This window comes from Maribacter algicola (assembly GCF_003933245.1).
Classification (GTDB): Bacteria; Bacteroidota; Bacteroidia; order Flavobacteriales; family Flavobacteriaceae; genus Maribacter; species Maribacter algicola.
The window spans coordinates 799,895-818,427 of sequence record NZ_QUSX01000001.1 but is presented as its reverse complement, the minus strand read 5'-3'; the positions used below and the strand labels follow the sequence as shown (position 1 = coordinate 818,427).

The 18,533-nt window shown below is 41.8% G+C and carries 14 protein-coding genes and 1 tRNA gene; 4 read left to right on the top strand and 11 right to left on the bottom strand.

Going from position 1 to position 18,533, the window contains the following annotated elements; genetic code table 11:
• Positions 1-43: 43 nt before the first annotated feature.
• Positions 44-697 carry a 50S ribosomal protein L25/general stress protein Ctc gene (locus DZC72_RS03360; protein ID WP_125221472.1) on the bottom strand — a complete coding sequence of 218 codons (654 nt, stop codon included), beginning with the start codon at positions 695-697 and terminating at the stop codon, positions 44-46.
• 49 nt (positions 698-746) lie between these two features.
• Positions 747-1,688, bottom strand: a complete 942-nt coding sequence (locus DZC72_RS03355; RefSeq protein WP_125221471.1) for a ribose-phosphate pyrophosphokinase — start codon at positions 1,686-1,688, stop codon at positions 747-749.
• Positions 1,689-1,876: 188 nt separating this feature from the next.
• On the opposite strand from DZC72_RS03355, the gene DZC72_RS03350 reads away from it, so the two are divergent.
• The 4 genes from DZC72_RS03350 to DZC72_RS03335 all read left to right on the top strand — a co-directional run bounded on the left by DZC72_RS03350 (position 1,877) and on the right by DZC72_RS03335 (position 3,867).
• Positions 1,877-1,958: transfer RNA gene (locus tag DZC72_RS03350), tRNA-Leu, on the top strand.
• 734 nt (positions 1,959-2,692) lie between these two features.
• On the top strand, positions 2,693-3,028 hold the full coding sequence (locus DZC72_RS03345) for a HipA domain-containing protein (protein ID WP_125221470.1): 336 nt from the start codon (positions 2,693-2,695) through the stop codon (positions 3,026-3,028).
• A gap of 98 nt (positions 3,029-3,126) precedes the next feature.
• Positions 3,127-3,633, top strand: a complete 507-nt coding sequence (locus DZC72_RS03340; protein ID WP_125221469.1) for a ParB N-terminal domain-containing protein — start codon at positions 3,127-3,129, stop codon at positions 3,631-3,633.
• Positions 3,634-3,867, top strand: a complete 234-nt coding sequence (locus DZC72_RS03335; protein ID WP_125221468.1) for a hypothetical protein — start codon at positions 3,634-3,636, stop codon at positions 3,865-3,867.
• Positions 3,868-3,910: 43 nt separating this feature from the next.
• Here the strand turns inward: DZC72_RS03335 and DZC72_RS03330 are convergent, their stop codons facing one another.
• The 9 genes from DZC72_RS03330 to DZC72_RS03290 form a co-directional block, all read right to left on the bottom strand.
• The gene (locus tag DZC72_RS03330; RefSeq protein ID WP_125221467.1) at positions 3,911-5,413 is read right to left on the bottom strand and encodes a sulfatase family protein; all 1,503 of its coding nucleotides are present in this window, start codon (positions 5,411-5,413) and stop codon (positions 3,911-3,913) included.
• Positions 5,414-5,418: 5 nt separating this feature from the next.
• Positions 5,419-6,891: a sulfatase family protein gene (locus DZC72_RS03325; RefSeq protein WP_125221466.1), complete on the bottom strand. Its 1,473-nt coding sequence runs from the start codon at positions 6,889-6,891 to the stop codon at positions 5,419-5,421.
• Positions 6,892-6,894: 3 nt separating this feature from the next.
• A complete protein-coding gene (rhaM, locus tag DZC72_RS03320) occupies positions 6,895-7,209 on the bottom strand; it encodes an L-rhamnose mutarotase (protein ID WP_125221465.1) in 315 nt (104 codons plus the stop codon).
• A gap of 10 nt (positions 7,210-7,219) precedes the next feature.
• Positions 7,220-8,995: a glycoside hydrolase family 71/99 protein gene (locus tag DZC72_RS03315; protein ID WP_125221464.1), complete on the bottom strand. Its 1,776-nt coding sequence runs from the start codon at positions 8,993-8,995 to the stop codon at positions 7,220-7,222.
• A gap of 57 nt (positions 8,996-9,052) precedes the next feature.
• On the bottom strand, positions 9,053-10,132 hold the full coding sequence (locus tag DZC72_RS03310) for a PKD domain-containing protein (RefSeq protein ID WP_243641634.1): 1,080 nt from the start codon (positions 10,130-10,132) through the stop codon (positions 9,053-9,055).
• A gap of 17 nt (positions 10,133-10,149) precedes the next feature.
• Complete coding sequence (locus DZC72_RS03305) at positions 10,150-12,249, bottom strand: glycoside hydrolase family 88 protein (RefSeq protein WP_125221463.1); 2,100 nt, start codon at positions 12,247-12,249, stop codon at positions 10,150-10,152.
• A 31-nt stretch (positions 12,250-12,280) separates the two neighbouring features.
• Complete coding sequence (locus DZC72_RS03300) at positions 12,281-13,831, bottom strand: sulfatase (RefSeq protein ID WP_125221462.1); 1,551 nt, start codon at positions 13,829-13,831, stop codon at positions 12,281-12,283.
• Positions 13,832-13,863: 32 nt separating this feature from the next.
• Positions 13,864-16,686 (bottom strand): hypothetical protein, encoded by a 2,823-nt coding sequence (locus tag DZC72_RS03295; RefSeq protein WP_207891705.1) that lies wholly within the window; start codon positions 16,684-16,686, stop codon positions 13,864-13,866.
• An 87-nt stretch (positions 16,687-16,773) separates the two neighbouring features.
• Positions 16,774-18,531 (bottom strand): alpha-L-rhamnosidase-related protein, encoded by a 1,758-nt coding sequence (locus DZC72_RS03290; RefSeq protein ID WP_125221460.1) that lies wholly within the window; start codon positions 18,529-18,531, stop codon positions 16,774-16,776.
• Positions 18,532-18,533 lie beyond the last annotated feature (2 nt).

The following is an 18,533-nucleotide window of genomic DNA, read 5'->3' as shown; positions in this document are numbered from 1 at the left end:
CCAATACTTAAACCGGGGCGCTTTTTGTTTTTGTAAATCAAATTTATTCTTGGGCAGCTTCTTCCGCTGGGGCCTCTGCTCCATCGGCACTTGCTTCTGCACCTTCTGCTTCATCGTCCAATTCTTCATCATCGTCATCGGTCATAACGGCCGTACGTGCAGTTTTAACCTGTACTACCGTTGTGGATTCTGGGTGAAGAATTGTAAAATCGTCGCTCAACAAAGAAGCAACTGAAATGTTTTGTCCAATTCTAAGTTTGGAAATATCCACATCAAAGAAATCCGGTAATTTATCCGGTAATGCCTTAATGGCAAGTTTTCTTTTCCTGAACAATAGACGTCCACCATTTCTAACCCCTGGGGAGTTACCTTGCAACCTAACAGGAATGTTCATGGTTACAGGTTTGTCCTCGAACAACTGATAGAAATCGATGTGCATGATGCTATCGGTTACTGGGTGGAACTGTATGTCCTGCATTACGGCATTCACTTTGGCACCATTGTCCAATTCAATTGCAACTGTGTGCGCATTGGCGGTGTAAACCAAATCCCTGAACGCTAGTTCGTCTGCTGAAAAGTGCAATGGTTTATCCCCTCCGTATACTACGCAAGGAACCTTTCCAGCATTACGTAGGGCCTTTGTCGACTTTTTGCCCACGCTTTCTCTTTCTGATCCTTTAATTGTAATTGACTTCATTATATATATTAAAATTAATAATTCAAATTGTCGCCATTTCGCCGATTCGTTACATCAAAAATTTGGACGAAATGGAATTGTTATTATGTACTTTATGCATGACGTCCGCAAACAAATCGGCACAACTGAGTACTTTTACTTTATCACTTTTTATTTCCAAAGGAATAGAATCGGTAATGATCAATTCCGTTAGTTTGGACTTTTCGATTTTCTCATAGGCATTGCCGGACAGTAAACCATGTGTCGCAATTGCCCTTACGCTAACGGCACCTCTCTCTATCATCAAATCTGCCGCCTTTGTCAATGTACCGGCGGTATCCACCATATCATCCACTAACACTACGTTCTTTCCCTGTACATCCCCGATCAATTCCATGTGAGAGATAACATTTGCCTTTGCCCGTTGTTTATAACATACAACAACATCACTGTCCAAGGCCTTGGAATAAGCATAGGCCCTTTTGGAACCACCCATATCCGGGGAAGCTATCGTGAGGTTTTCCAACCCTAAATCTTGTAAATAAGGTAGGAACAAGGTAGAGGCAAACAAATGATCTACCGGTTTTTCAAAGAACCCCTGAATCTGGTCTGCATGCAAATCCATGGTAATGATTCTAGTGGCTCCGGCGGTCTCCAACATTTTAGCAACGAGTTTCGCAGCAATGGGTACCCTAGGTTTGTCCTTCCTATCCTGTCTGGCCCAACCAAAATAAGGCATTACAGCGGTTATATGACGCGCGGAAGCCCTTTTTGCCCCATCGATCATCAACAACATTTCCATTAGATTTTCAGGTCCTGGATGGGTAGAACCAATAATAAAAATTCTAGTACCCCTTATGGACTCCTCAAAGGAGGGCTGAAACTCTCCGTCGCTATATCGTGAAAATATGATGTTGCCCAGTTCCACGCCATAGGCCTTGGCAATTTTTTCTCCTAAAACGGTACTCTGGGTACAAGCAAAGAATTTAGGTTCTGGAACGCTGTATGGCATGTCTTTTTTATTGATTCTCGATCCTTAAGAAGAAGGGACCATAAAGTGCCTACTTGGTCTGCGCAAAGCACAGGTGTTTTCTAAGGAGGTGCAAATTTAGAAATTAATTTGTCTTGCTAAAGGATAATTGTTTAATTTTTTGGTGTGGAAATAAAAATATTTTATAGTTTTGCAATCCTATTTTACAAGCTCGAGTGGCGGAATTGGTAGACGCGCTGGATTCAAAATCCAGTTCTTTCGGGAGTGTGGGTTCGATTCCCACCTCGAGTACAAAGGGAAAAGCCGAGATTCATTTCTCGGCTTTTTTATTTCAGGTACAACATAAGTACAACAATTGATATTTTATAAGGTTTCTTCATATAGGTTTAAGAAACTATTTATAGTTATAAAATATAGTTAAATTGGATCCTTGTGAAACTTAGGATATAGTTCCGGAAGGTGTGAGTGTTCGAGTTTCTCTGCTTGTACGAATGTAAAGACTTAATTAGCTGAAATAGTGCTTTTTAAGTTTTTTTGTTTTTATAATTGTACGGTATCTGTACAGTGGGGTTGAGTTTTCAATCTAATAATCGAAAACTAATATTATGGTACTAAGTTTTCTCACAGGGGCTTTTGTTTTATTTACCTTTTCTGTGATTATCTCTTATTTTCTCATTCAACCAATTCCCATATAACCAAACAACTATAAAAATAGGTATGTGCTACCAATGAAATTCTTCCATTTGTTAATTTATGTTGAAGTTTCCAAGATACTTTTCCATAGCATGCGTTTCAACAAAAGGTTTTTTACCAATTATTTTATCAGTTGTTATACAGAGCTCAACCTCAACAATAAACTTATGTAGTCCATAAAGGGAATATTTACAGTCAATCGAAGCAAAATGAGTTATAATTTGTCCATTGTTACATAACTCGTTCCATTGCTGCGGATCAGAAAGCCTCATATATTCATATAGAACCATGGAGCGGATGTCGAAAAGAATCTCCACTAGCTATGGCGCCGAATCGTTTTCAATATTGCCATTTCGTATACTGATGACCATTGGTGGAACCATGGATTCCTTTTGACACCAAAAGGATGGATTTTGTCCCCAGCCTATGATATTAACCCCTCAATGGACAAATCAGGTTTGGCTTTGAACATCGACATGGACAACAATGCATTGGATTTTGATTTGGCCAAAAGCGTAGGCGAATACTTTCGATTGAAAAGTATAGAAATGGACCATATTTTGAGAGAGGTCCAAAACCCTGAAAAAGATTGGAAGACTATTGCAAAACAAATTGGGATTCCAAACTCGGAACAGATTGTCATGGATGTTGCTTTTCGACTCAAATAATGCATAAAAGGGGAAACTTTCCATAACTTCAGAATAACTTTAAGGAGTGAGATATGTAGCTATCCAATATTCCCAAAAGTTAAGCTAGCATAATTTTCTTGGACAAGGGACGGCTTAAAGCCATTCCATTGGTCACTGTTTATTCCGTTTCCTTGCCACACCAATATTTTGACTTCCGCTTGGTCAATGCTCAAATATTGTTTAAGGAAAATCCAAAAAATTATATAAGCACCAACAAAACAAAGAGCGGTCCAAAGGAGAAACAATGGGCAAGCCGCCAAGAAAAGACAACGAATAGTTCCGGAAAAGTGGAAGATGTTCCACAAATCCAAATGTTGGAAATCGGTTCGGTTTCCCCAAAACCGCGTCAACCCCGAAAAACTTTTGATGATCAAAGTCCGAATCATTTGGCTCAGAGCTTTGCAGAACATGAAGTGTTGCAACCGAATACCCTACACAATTATGTTGAAGGCTACATCATCGTCATGGGTGAAAGGCGGTTTCATGACAGTAAATTGGCAGTATTGACCAATATCGGCACTATGGTGAGGGATTATGTCGACCCTGAAGTTCTTGAAGTACAGATTATTGAAAACCTACAATGAATGAACGTGAAACCCACGGAGGAGGTCGAGGACTTCCAGTTTTTGTTGGACCGTTACGAGCCCGTTGAGATTGCAAAACGTTTAGAGCGATCAGAAAACTATATCCGCCAGCTTATCAAATTGGCTGGATTAATCGAGGGTTTCAAGGAATTTGTCCGTAATGGGCAAATGACAATTTCCCCTGGGATGGTAGTGGCACTTTTTGAGCCATTCTTTTTTCTAAGGATTGACTGATTGAAAAAATTAACATGTCAGATTAAAGCTTAACGATTGCGCTTTACTGCTGCTGTAAATGAGCAACAAGTGCTTTGGTTAACTTATCCTGAACGTCTTGGACACTCACATTTCCATATAGATCATCCCATTCATTGGGGTCTTGGGTGAGGTTATAGAACTCACCTGTAAGAATATGCTCTTCTTTGTAGTCTTTGACCATTTTTTGCCGTTCAAAGACCAAAATCAACTTATATTCTTGAGTACGCCACATAAATGCAGCCTCTCCGTCACGCTCATGTAGGGCCGAGAAGCTGCCAGTTCTACCTATAGCGCCCAATAAGTCTTTGCCAGGCAGTTCTTTATTCAAATCAATATTTGCTGCGTTGAGCAAAGTGGGCAGAATATCAATATTTTCTACGGGCTTATTGTTAACTGTATTTTTTTGAATGGTATTTGGCAATGCATTTCCTGAAAGAATCATAGGAACTCGTACGCTAGATTCGTACAAATTGTATTTGTTGAAGCGATAGTAACGTTCCCCCAACATTTCCCCATGGTCCGAAGTATAAATGACAATGGCATTGTCCAAGATTCCCTTATCCTTTAGTGCTTTTAAGGTTTTGCCCATCATGTTGTCTATCCAAGTAACGTTTGCATAGTATCGCATTGTCATCAGCTTCCATTCCTCTTCAGAAGCATTTTTCCAATAGCCCTCGTACATATCACGCCTATTCACTCCTTTGCTATGTGGTGAATAATCTGCTTTCCACGGAGGTTGTTGCGCATATTGGATGGTATCTGCAGCATACAGGTCTTCGTAACCTTCGGGAACATTATGGCCTGCATGTGGTTTCATATAAGATAGATAAAGGAATAGTGGCCTATCATCATTTCGCTTTTTGATGTAGTCAATGGCCTGCTTGGTAATCCATCCATCCCTGTGGTCCTCTTCGGGCAGTTTACTGGTAAATCCAAGGTAGCCAAGATTGTTTTCCTCTCCAGCACCCATGGGCGCTATTTCGGCATCATATCTTGCCTTGGCGTCCGGATTCATTTCTGCCATACTAATAGCTCCTTCTTCAGGAATTTCAGAAACATAGCGCGTTTCAAATCCTCTAGTGTTCGTTTTGTATTTGCCCCAGTGCGTTTTGCCGAAGCCTGCAGTCTCATAGCCAGCATCCATAAAATATTGTGCCATTGTCTTACCCGGCATTAATGAATCGGGAACACCTCCGTTATTACGGAAAACACCTGTTTGATTTGGATATAGACCAAACATAATCGAGTTTCTGCTCGGAACACACATAGGTGCTTGGCAAACCGCTTGGCTGAAATAAATACCATGAGTAGCAAGACTGTCCAAGGTAGGGGTGATTACCTGACTATTTATCTTCCCTAGTGCATCCCAACGGTGTTGGTCGTCCATGATGAAAATTATATTTGGCCGGTTAGAAATGGTTTTTTTGTTGGATGACACGTCAGGGTCTTTTGCATTGTTGTTTTTGCAACTATAAAGAATACCACCAATGTATATCATCATTATTAACTGTACTGCTCGTTTCATATAGTTTAAAGTTGTGATTGTCTGGTTTTAATGTCTTGTGGGTCGTCAGACAAATCATTCGATTCATCCCGCCATTTTAAAAGTGCATTTTTGAGTTCTTCCTGTTTTTCAAGATAAGCTTCTTTTCCTGCTAGATTTATTAATTGCCCGGGATCGTTTTGCATGTCGTACAATTCCTCGAATGGGCGACCCGATTCCAACTGTCTTAATAGTTTGTATTGAACAGGGTGTGTTAGCTCTGCATTCAAGGTCGCTTGGTAGCTTCCATTGCCCCATCCTTTCTCTACCATCAGATCTGCGGGTAATTCGTATGTTTTTTGATGCATCAAATTTTGGATATAGTAAAATCTTCCATCAAAGATTACCCTGCTGGGATAGTGTTCTGCTCTTATGGGACCGTGAGAGTTATGTTCACCGAAGACATAATTACGTCCTTGTACTTTTTCGGATTCTCCAGAAAAAACAGGCTTTAATGAATTACCTTGAACCGTTTCGGGAATATCGATTTCCAAATAATCCAATATAGTAGGCATAATATCGATATGCGATATCAACGCCTCGGAAACCTTGTCTTTCTGTACCATTGGGCCACTCGCTACAAAGGGTACTTGGAGACCGGCGTAATACGGTGATGCTTTTGCCCGATGGTAAGGCTCACCTTGGTCGCCGGTATAGATGATCAAGGTATTTTCCAGGAGTCCTTTTTCCTTCAAAACATTCATAATACTCCCCGCACAGGCATCTGCCAACTGTACAGAGCCATAATATTTGGCCAAATCTTCTCGCATAGCAGGAGTATCAGCCAAATATTCGGGAACTTCAATGCTGTCTCTATGGGGAAGGAATTCCGGAAAATCTTCCATGTGTTTATCCAGATTTCGATGGGGAGGGGCAATATTGGCCTGAAAAAAGAAAGGTTTGTCATCCGCCTCAGTGATAAAATCAGAAATGACCCTCTTGAATTCTTCTGGACTATTTTGAACGGCATTTCTTGCGCTATATGGAAACTTCCATGGCGGACTCATGTGGAACTTTTGCGTGATAGCGGTGAAGTATCCATTTTCTTGAAGTATCTCAGGAAGTGTTTCAATATACTCATGGATGCCCACTTTGTCCACGGTGGAAGATGCCCTGGTAAATTCTTTGTCCCCGTCAGATAGTTTGGGTGTTATTGTATTCCGCCAATGTCCATTGGCATGAGGGTACATGCCCGTCATTATGGAACTTCTACTGGGTGAACATGAAGGGACAACAGCAAAAGAGTTGGTAAACATCATTCCATTTTTTGCCAATGCATCAACGTTCGGCGTTTCAATTCCTTTGGTTCCAAGAGCGGACAGATGTGCACCCTGGTCGTCGGTAAGGATCAGTACAACATTGAGTGGTTGTTTAGTTTTGGGCTCCTCTTGAGTTTTTTCTTTGCAAGCAAACGTTATTGCTAGAAATGAAATTAAAGTAAAATATATCAATGTTTTCATAGGCTAAGACATATAAAATACAGAGTTCAATTCTTTTGATACAGGACTATTGTCATCATGGGTCTCCATTAAATCGGCCATGTAGGCCCACCATTTTTTACAGATGGTTGTTTCTGCAATGGCATTCCATTTTTCTTCAGATTCAATTTCGGCATAGCCAAAGAGTGTATCTGTATCTGAATCCAAAAAAATACTGTAGTTAGTTACACCATGCTTTTTGAGTGTATCCTCAAGTTCTGGCCAAATGGGATTATGCCTTTGGGTGTACTCCTGGACCTTATTGGGAAACAATTTCATTTTAAAGGCTTTTCTAATCATGTTCTTTATTTTACGGATTTATGATTTTATACCGATAGGTGAATCTGGCGTTTGGGGCAACATCGCCTTGATCATAGAATTTCATGATATCCCCACCGGTGGAAGTGTTATCGGCCCATTTGAATTCCAGATTTTTTCCTTTTAGGTTCAAAACCGATTTTGGAATGGCGAGTTCTAATGCATTGCCCGATAACTTTGAGTCAATTTTAGCTTTTTCCTTCCAAATCCATCCCCCTTCAGATTCATGAAGTTGTAAACCGTTCACCCCGATTTTAATCATGTAATGAAACCCTTCCCAGGCAGGTTGATTGGATTCGGTGTCCTTGATAAAAAGGATTAGACCCGTAGGCCATTCCTTGGTTTCAAATTTTTCTGAAATCTTGAGGAGAAAATAAAGGTTCTGAGAATTTTCAGCAACCTTTGCCTCTACCAGATCATTTCTTCCCGAAGCGTTTTGGTATACCGTTATTCGGCCCCAACCAGGATGTGATCGATGAAGAATATCTCCTTCATGGTCGTAATAGGAGGTGGAAACTTTTTCCCAATCACCAAATCTACCGTCAATTTTTATTTTGTGGCGGCCTGGATCTTGAGAAAGCGGTCTAGTACCCTTGAATTTCCTGATATTGGCCACCATTTGATAATAATAATTGTCTTTAAAGCCACCTTTCATGGGTTCAATATCCCTGCTGAATTCGGCATTATATTGGTCAACAAAATAGGTTTCTCCTTTTTTAATAGGCTGGCCCATCATGTTTTTGGCCTTGCCATCATCAAACCGCATGGCCACCCATTCGTTCCACCCGGTAATGAACACAAATTCGGGGTCTACCTCTAGCGCCCTTCTCCATTGCTCATCAAAAAATAGCCCCTTCCCAGATTGAATACTGTCTGGTGACGGCTGTTTTCCATTATGGAAACTGCGTCCAATATTGGAAATAGGGTGTTGCGCAGTTGAAACCACAATTTGTTCCGGTATATCGGGAGAATCGTGCCAACCAAAGTTCTGCGGATAATGATCGATCCAGGGCCATTTGTCCTTTCCGTCTCCAAACCATTCTTGGCCATCCGTCCAGGCCCAGGATCTTCTAAAGTTGAAATAATCGGTCAGTTCGGCATTCAAGCCTTCGTTATTACCCATTAAAAGTGGCTTGCCTTTCCAATAAAACCAAAGATTTCTGTAAAGCCCTTTCTTATAAAAGCCGTTGTATATTTTCTCCGTGGTCTCAACATGCTTGGTGTTGGTCAAGAAGGCAATTTTGGGTACTGCCCAACCCTTTTTCTCAAGCTCTGTGAAAACCCTACAAATTTTTTTGACTTGGGGAAGATATGCCAAGGAATTGGTTACATCAAAAACAATGACATCAATACCTGCATCGGACAATAATTGGGCATGTTTCATAATGACCCATTCGTCATTGGTTAAATAATAACCAAAATAAGGTTCACCCCAATGATGAAAAGCCTTGACCGGACCATATTTTGGGTTTTTTGGGTTTGCCTTTATAATTTCAGTAATATCATAAGGACTAAGAGTATCAGCAACCGTTTTGGGATGTACCCCTTCGTCCGGAAGGGTCTGGGTGTGTTCGTCATGTCCATGGGCACCGAGCCACGTAAAGTAAAAGATGCCCACGAACTTATCTTTTTCAAGATTCCCGGTTTCTTTGTTCAATGGCAAGCTGCGCTGAAGATCATCGGTAGCGCTCCAGGTATCTGCAAATTGTTGGGAGACAAGTGGAGATGATGATTTTTGAGCGTTTATAATGCCTAAGCCAAGAACCATTAAACTAATGGTTTGAAGGCAAATTTTACACAATAATCCTAATTTCATGTATATAGTTTATTTTGTTACGACATCCCAAACTTTGGAACGTATCGATTTACCTTCTGGACCTTCTACCGTTAGTATTATGGTCCATTCGCCGGCCTCGTTGTACCGGTGCGAGGGATGTTGATCGGTTGACGAATTTCCATCACCAAAATCCCAATGCCAGCTTGTAATGTTTCCTTTGGATTCATCCTTAAATTGAAACCACCGTTGGTCACGGTCCAGTTCAACAAAGTCCCAATTGGCTTCGATGGGTTCTGTAAACTTTTTTTCTAGGGGCATCAACCGAAAAATATTGAGGTACGAAGCATCATAAATCATTTTGGTGTCGTGTGCCAAGTTCATAAACGATTCACAAGCCTCACCATCAAAATCAAGGAAGCACCAAGAAACCCCAATACGATTGTTTTCTTTCAACTGGGTCACAGTGGATTCTTGGAAGCCTTCAACAGATGCATGGTCAAACGGAGTCATCCAAAACTCCATTTTTAATTTTCCACTTTCCGAATGCTCGAAAGCATAATCGTAGGCCACATTAAAATGTGGAAACTCCTTTATCCAAGGTGTATTTCCCCATATCATGACAGCATCCTTATCTTGGACTGGAGTGAAAATATGGTAGTTTTGAGCATGGGCACCATGACCTTTAAAATGTAATTCCTCTACAGAAATTTTGTCTTTGTTGCCATTGTGCTGTTTGATGAACGGGCCTGCGGATAGGTTTCCATCTACTACCAACTCAAAAATATCCTGGCCGAGTGCCGCGTCGTTAAAATCCCAATAATCATCATACATTTCCAAATAGAAATACAACCTATTAAGTCCTTTTACCCAACCTACCTTTACGGAGATATCAAAATCCTTTGGGTCTAGATTTGTCCCATTGCCAAAGCGGGTGTCCATAAGCTGGTCCAGACCTATATTATAGGATTCCGGTACCATATCCCAGTCTGAAAACTCACCATCAATTCGGGGAATTTGGTTCTTCGGAAACTGAAAAATGTGATATTCCTTTCCGGGATCTGGAAGGGAACCTGCAAAAATGGGCATCAAGAATAACAGCAATAGCCCATATAAAATTTTGAATCTCATTTTTTTGAACCCCGTCCTCATTTTTTTCCCGCTTTTCTATCTAATAGGTAGTAAATGTTTTCGGCAATAGAAGAGGGCATGATCATCATTCCGCCGTAGTTGCCACTTACACTATTATGTGTATCTGGAAATGCATAATCGAACTCTCCTCTGAAGTACCGATCTTGTGTTTCTGGTAAATTATGGGGTAACCAATCTCTATCGATAGTCACTGCAGCCATCCATCGAATCGCCGCGTTGGTAATCCCTTCTTGGTACCGCAACCAGTCAATTTCGGGGTCTATTTCATCCCATTTAAGATTGTTTTGGGCCACATCTGCGAATACTGCTAGTACTTCCCACTGTACATGATCACGTACCCAGTTGGCAAAATACCAATCGCTTGAACTGAGTACTGGTTTAGTGTTATACAAGAGGGGTAAGTCTTCTGGTTCCCAAAGATGGGTAAAGGCGAGCAATGTGCGCATCCAATAGATGGCCTTTTCCTTGTATTTTTCATCTTTGAATTCTTTGTAGGCAAGGTAATTTCCCACGGCTGCATGGCCTGCAGCCAAAAGGTTTGCTGCGTGTAAAGGAGTTTCCCAGAAATCGCCTGCTTCGGGTCTTTGATATTCCATGCAAAAGTCGAAAGCCCTTTGGGCAGCGTCTAAAAAGCGTTGATCTTTTGTTTTTATTCCTATTTTCAACAAGCGTGTGGCTGGTCTTATGGTAATATCCAAGGCGGTTTCACCTCTAAGACCCATAGGTTCTATAAATGTGGTTGCCACCTTAAAATCATCTTTGTCGATAACATCTGGATTGAAAACAAAGGAACCATCGGACTTTTGTTCGGCCAATAGCCTATTTCCTTCTTTAATAAGTTCATTTTGAGTTTTTGAACCATCGCCCATTTGTGAAAGGCTCCAATCTACCTTGGTCTGTAGCTCCCTAGCGATTTTACTCCTCTTGTTCTCCTTGATATAACGCAATAAGAATTCTGGTACATTGGGTTTGATGGATTTTTCTGGTCGCTGGGTCAACCCAAAACCTTTTCCTTCATGCCAGAAATTAGTGTTGTATGCAGCTGAAATTCGATCCAGGGTTTCTTTATGTGGCCAACGCGGCTCAGAGGGTTCTGGAAGGCCATGTTGTTTCACCCAGTCGGTTAAGACAGCTATGCTATTACCATCGCTTAGCCATAATTCGGCGTCAAAATTTATGGTCTGGTCAATTTTAAGCTCCAAAGGTATCTCGGCGACCACCTCATTTTCATGTCCTTCAATTGAGGCATCGGGCACCATCAGCCCCATAAGATGATTGTTCTTTCGGTCTATGAAATTTGGGGAGGCAAAAACAGGCTGTGGTCGATGGGCACGATAATTGAACCATCTTGAAGCGGTTTGTTTGGGGTTCCATGAAAGTCCCACACCTGTGCCGTTATGACTTATCGCCATTACCGGAACGGATACTTTGTTGGGATGCGGTACAAATCGCTTGGCCCAAGGATCCTTGAAGAAATCCGTGCCACTGGTCCATTCCTTTTCTATGGCCCAATCGACACCAGGCAGCAAGGCATCTGTTTTTTGGGTCTCAAACGAAGTTTCACCTATTTTGAGCCATGGTCCGCGTATATATTGGGCGTTATAATTGCCGGTGGATTTTAATCGATATTTTAGTTTTACGAACCGAGAATCATTTTCAATTGTAAAGGTCACGGTTCCCTTTATGGCAGGTTCTGTGTAAGGGTAGGCCATCCAATTTTCAAAAGAAGTGTTATCAAGCACTTCCTTTACAACCACCGAAGCAACATCAAAAACCACCTCTTCACCATTTTCGGTCTTTTTTTTGGAATAGGTTTCAGCAACAAAACGAACGGGAATGTCTTGGTCTTGTAGCTTTATTTCCCCAAAGTGTTCCAATACGGCCATCATTTTGCCTGAAGGTGAAATCACTTCGCCCCATCCCCATCCTAGAACCCTTTTATAAAAGTTCAGTTTAATATATTCATTTTCCATCGAGAACGTCTCCCCGGAGTAACTAGTACGTTTATTATTTGGCTTGTTTTGACCTACGGTTTCCATCACAGAACCCAGTATAAAAAAGGCTATAACAATTTTTGGAAAAATGGTCTGATTCATATTTATAATTTGTTTGAAGTAATCACTTATGTCAGTCGATTTCTATTTTGGTTTTGTTTCTTGGACCATTAGGCTGAATACCAATTAGTTCTGGGTGGTATTCTTTTGGGTCAAAATCTGGATTGATTCTTGGTATGACTGCATTTGCATCTTTTAGATGCTCTTCGATATATGCATCCAATTCCGCAACTTTTTCGGGATAAACCGCAGACATATCGTGTGTTTCACCAATATCCCATTTTAGGTTGTACAGGCGATAATCGTGCTTTCCGTTTTCACCCTGATGAAACAGGCGAATCAATTTCCAATCCCCTTCATGGGCCGACACCGAGGCGGGTAACCAATCGGGAACGGGTGGTTGATGCGGAAAATACGTAATGATGGGATTGCGCTCCAAAGTACCACCTGTCAAAGCTTTATGTATGTTGACACCATCAATTTTGTGATTCTGCGGTTTTTGCATGTTCAATTGCTCAAGCAAGGTGGGATAGAAATCTGTGGCTTGTATGATATCGTTTGAGACCGACCCTGGTTGCGTCACTCCCGGCCAAACCACAACGCAGGGCACTCTAATTCCGCCTTCAAACATAGTGGCCTTGCCTCCTCTGAGCGGCCTGTTGCTAGTTGGTTCTGTCAAGAATTTTTCCCCATCGGGAAGTGTCTCAACGATGCCGTCGTACATATTACCTCCATTATCACTGAAAAAGATAATGATGGTATTGTCTGCGGCACCCATGCGATCTATTTCGTCGAGCAAGGTTCCCACTGCATCGTCCAGCGAGTGCACCATGGCTCCATACGTGGGGGAGTGCTGCGGATTGTTGAAATCAACCTTGGTTCGGTAATGTTGGATAAGACTTTCTTTTGCATCAAAAGGTGCATGGACAGAGAATTGCCAATAGTTCATATAAAAAGGAACGTTTTTATCTTGTTTTCTCAACCAAGCAACAGCCTCATCGGCCATACGGTCCTCTATGTGCTCTTGGGGGTATTTCTCCTTAAAATCGGGATATTTCCAAGGGGCCACAAAGCTTCCCGCAGGCCCTGGCCCTGGCCAGTGGGGAATATCCACATCAAAACCATGTTCCAATGGGCTGTAGGGGGAAGGGCCCAAGTGCCACTTTCCAAAATGTGCGGTACTGTATCCTTCTTTTTTAAATAACTTGCCCAAAGTGGGGTAGGTCGTATTCAATCTAGTGGCCGATTCCGTGATGATGGCCTTTTCCTTGGAAGATGCTTTATCTGATTGCCTTGCTGAAAGTTTTACTTCGGGTAAATGCCCTTCCGGTGCTGTAAAACCATGTCTTGCCACGGTTTGCCCCGTTAGTATGCTGGCCCGTGTGGGTGAGCAGAGTGGACTGGCAGAATAGGCTCTGGTAAAGGTCATTCCACGGGCGGCCAGTCGTTCCAGGTTGGGGGTTTGATAAAAGTCGGTAGTACCATATAGTGAGGTGTCGCTCCAACCCAAATCATCGGCCAAAATAAAGACTATGTTCATCGGTTCGCTGCTTTGGGCAGTGAGAACATGAGTCATAGAGAATACTAGAGTACCTGTCAAGAATATTCTTAAAAAATATATCATATTGGATTCATTATTTGGTGTTGAATATTGCTTTATTTTAAGCTGAGCCAATTGCCATTGGATTTCCCATCTATTTCGAACTGAATTGAGTCATCGACAACCTTATGTTTAATATTTCTTCCTTTTTCGTTTTTTAACTTGGGATGGCCGCCATGAGCTTTTGATAATGGAATGGATACTTGACCACTGCCTTCAACCCATATCTTTGTGGTGTTTTCACTTTTGTTCAAAGACGGGGCAAATGCAATTTTCTTCAAGGGACTCTGAGAGAATGTAAAGGTTTTTCCATCAATGGTCACCGAGTTACATTCCTGCCCCTGAAAGGCGATAAGTTCTTTTTCTTCATTGAGTCGGAAACCCATGGTCAATCTTCCTTGAAAGTCCACATTATGACCATTGACCTTAAAATCTGAAAGTTGGAGGTCGGCTGGTGGCAATGGGTTTTGTTCCAAAACTTTTTGGTCTTTTTCAATATCTCTTGAGAATCCACCTGCCCAGGTTTCCCTATGTTTGTTATAATGACGAACAATTACCGTTGCTCCGTTCGGGAAACGGGTTGCCAAATAATCTGTTGTTCTTGAAATATGTTCTGTGTTGTCATTGACCGTAGGGAAAGTGCCCGTTGCGGGATATGCGCCTAAACCATCCAATAGTTCAAAAAGAGTACGTGTTTCGTAGCCCAAACTAGAAGATTGATCATCTCTGGGCCTGAATCCAAAATAGTAGGCGTTATCATTTCCAGTTCCTACCAGCAAAGTATTATCGCAATACGACAGTTTTGAAGTGCCATTTTTGGGTTTTACAGGGTAAATGCGGTCAACTAAAAAGTCAGTAAGGATATACTGTGGTGAAACTGCTTTCAATTGATTGTGAAAATCTATTCTCTTGCCCACTGCAATTTGGCCTTGTACTTTTTCTGATTCATAATCCACGCCAAAGAGATTTTCCCATTTTTCTAGACAATTTTCTCCATTCCCGTTTAAGATGGGTGGCGGACCAAACCAAAAGACCTTTCCACCTTTGTGATTTAAATCAGCCATAATGTCCAGAAGACCAGCTTGTGGTAAGGGTTCGAACAAGGTAACAAGCGTGCTGTACTCTTTTTCCTTTATTTGTAGTTTTCCATTGGAATTTATTTTACCGAGTTCCAATAATTTTTCTGCGGTGATAAAATTTGCGTAGCCGTATTGGGTCATCCAACTGCCAAAACGTTCCTCTACGGCAACGAGGTTCATGGGATAAAGAATGAGGACATCCACATCGCGATGCACTTTTTCGGTAAGCAGGTCCATTGCCTTTGAGCGCGTACGCCCTCCGTAGGCATCGTTGATGGCACCTTTTCTTTCCTTGACCTCTTCGGGCATTCCCCAAAATGCAGGGTAGGAGGCAGGAATACGGTTCAAAACCCCTAGAGAGGCAGACATGGCAGCTCCGTAATAATTTCGATCGTTCCAACCTAATTCGGCAAAATCGTTTCTTGTTGGCTCAAGATATTCGCCCCATTTAAAATAATCGTAACAGGCTGCTGCTGCCTGTTGCACCGTATTTCCCCAAATAAAATTTGAGGTGTACTCATATTTATATGCGTGGCGCTCCAAATCTTCAGTATTCCATAGGTCAACCGTGGGACTTTCTGCCCATGAGGAATGTCCGCTTGTTCCAAAATCATCGACTCCAAATAGCCCACTGGCATATTCTTTTGCTTCTTTGAACAGGTCAACAACATGGGTGTTGATCAATTTATAATAGCGGTCCCGAAATAGGAACGTACGCTGAATATCCTCATCGGATTCCCCAAATACATATTGCACATTTTGTGTTGCTGTGGCATTGTTGCTATAAATGTTTGGTCCATACGCAAAGAACAGTATGTCCTTTTCTTCAAAGGCGGTTCCAAATTTTTCTTCAAAAAGCTGTCCCATGGTTGGTGCATAATAGCGCAATGCAAATTGGCCATTGTCGTGATGTTGAAAATATTTCCAGTCTTGCTGGATGTGCATCTCGTCAGAATAAAAATGCTCTATTTTGATGCCTTTATCGTCATATTTTTTTAATAAATCCTTCAAAAAAGGCAATGCTTCAGGGCTGAAATACTCCATTTCAGGGACTTCATATTCCAATAGTACCAAGACCCGGTCATAGCCCTTCAATTCGTCAGTTTCATCGGCATAAACACTGACTCTTTTACTTCGATTTGGATTTGGTGTAGAGGGGTTGCTCCACAAATCGGTGTCCATAACTCTATCATTATCAGCATCTGGTTGCTCTTTCCAAACATCCAATTTCACATTGGTCAAAGGCAATATATTCTCGCGATCAACCATTTTATACGGACTGTTTGGTAACATTGTTTCTTTAAATGCGTAGGCTTTATGCGCCTTGAGCTTAATGGCAAAATTACCTTTGTTATTGGACCAAGTTGTTTGTTGCCATAGCGGTACATTAAACTTACCGGTAAGCGGGTCGCGTAGCCCCACTTTGTAATGGAGCCATAGGCCATTTTCCCCTGTTTTGTTTTTAAAGGCAGGCCCTAATTCTAGCGGGCTTAATAGACTTAGCCCCATTCCCAGGCCGTATTTAGCTGCAAAATCAGCGATAATTTTGATTTTATCCACATAGGCATCCATATCTGGGGTCAGTTTACGCTCCGTTGCCTCTTGATTTCGATATTGCCTGAAGAATTCATCAAAAGCAATAGTCAAGATGTGGTCGCCATTTCGTTTCGCCTCTTCGCAGACATCCCTAAGACTGGCATACCGTTTTGCATAACCCGTGGACATGTCTATTTTTTTGTCGGGATCGGTTAAATCGGTCAATTGTTGATCGCTGGTCAAAATAATGGTCTTTGCGATCATAGTGTGGCTCACTAAGATGAGAACGACTAGTGAATAGAATGTTTTAATACAATTTAGCTGTGATTTATTCATTGTGAATTCTCTGTTCTATTGGATAATGGTTAATCCTTCAGGCGCGTCATATTCAGTTTTTACAGAACCATCGGTATTTCTCGTGTGGCTTACTTGTAACACGCCATATTTTGTTGGGAAACTTCCTTTGGCCCATTTTAAATTTCCAAGATTGGGTTTGATTTCAATCTTTTCACCAGCGTCCATTACGTTGATTCCTAGTACATATTGACTGAGCCACGCTGTTGGTCCGCTGGCCCAACCATGACATAGGCTGTGCCTGTAACCCACATAACAATACTCGCCAAAGTCACCATGAATGTCGAATTTGTTGGGAGGGCTCAACTCATCAATGCGTCCTGTGTTTTTGGTATCGAGGATGTCAAAGTCTTCCCAAAAGGTTGTTGCCCCTAAATTGAGCATACCGCCCCAATACTCGCGAATTACATTTAGAGCGCCATCATAATCCCCGGCTTTGGCCATGGCTTCTAAAATATAGTAGCCGTAAAACGTTGACATTCGCTCTACACCATCTTTCTTTAAAATGGTGGTATTGATTTTTTGGGCATCTTCTAAATCGGCCAATGCCATTAAGGCGGCGGCTTGTTTGGTAGTGTTGTCCTTAGGCTTGTGCTTGCGGAGTCTTTCGGCTACTTTGCCATACTTTTTCTTAAGTTCTGGTTTTCCATAAATCTCCATGATTTCGCTTCCAGCCTCAAAGGTCATTACCATCATAGCCTGAAGCCCTGCGTGGACTGCCTCTGGAATTTCACTTGTAGGCCAATCCATAAACCGGACTCCATCAAGGATTTCCTTATTGTCCTTGTCTATAAAGGAAGCAAGTTGGTCCAAAAGTGCAATCATATAACTTTCTTGCTCCTTTAGATATTCAATATCACCGTGATAGTCATACATGTTTTTATGGATCAATAGCCACCACATGGAGTATGAGCTGATACCGTTCATCCATTGAGGCAGCGGATGTTGGTCCCTGGCTAGGTCCAAACTTTTGTGGACGATATCATGATTGCCAAAAACGGTATTTATGGTCATTACCTCTGGATGCATATCACCGACCCAAACCAGACGGTCCCTTTTGATGCCGTCCCACAGATAGTCTTGCATGTTCAATTGGACAGTGTAAGCACCGGTGAGCCATATCTCATTGAGTCTTTCATCGCTACTGTTGAAGGATCCCAAATAGGGAATATCACGGTAAACAAAAGCGGCTTCCACAGATTTAAGGGGAACTTCCTGATTGGCCTCGACCACATCAATACGCAGAAAGCGAAACCCTGTTTCACCAACCTCTATAGTGCCCAACCACGGTACTTCAACTACAAAATCACGCATGGAATGTTCGTTGGTGGCGTTGGTTTCCCCACCAATTTCTGACATGGCTTCCCCAACAGATTCACCAAAACGCAAACGCAATTTTACGGGTGATTTATCATTTTTGATGCCCATGGCTATCTTAACACCGCCGTGTATCTCTTTTCCATAGTCCAGAAGGATTCCAGGCCTATGCTCCTGAGTACTCTTGAGTTGAAAGAGATTAGTTTCGTTGACGGCAAGTTGACCATTTCCCTTTTTTAAAAGCTGCTCTGGATTGATGAGATATTGACCGGTGTTGTCAGACTTCCAGATAACTTTTGAAGGGGTTAGATATACTTTGGTCATTTCTGAAGGTCGTGCTCTTTCAGACACATCTTTTGCGAATGATGGTGGAAGTTGAGCGTTCAAACCTAAGGTACATACAACAACAGCGATTATGAATAGGGTGTTTTGTTTCATAT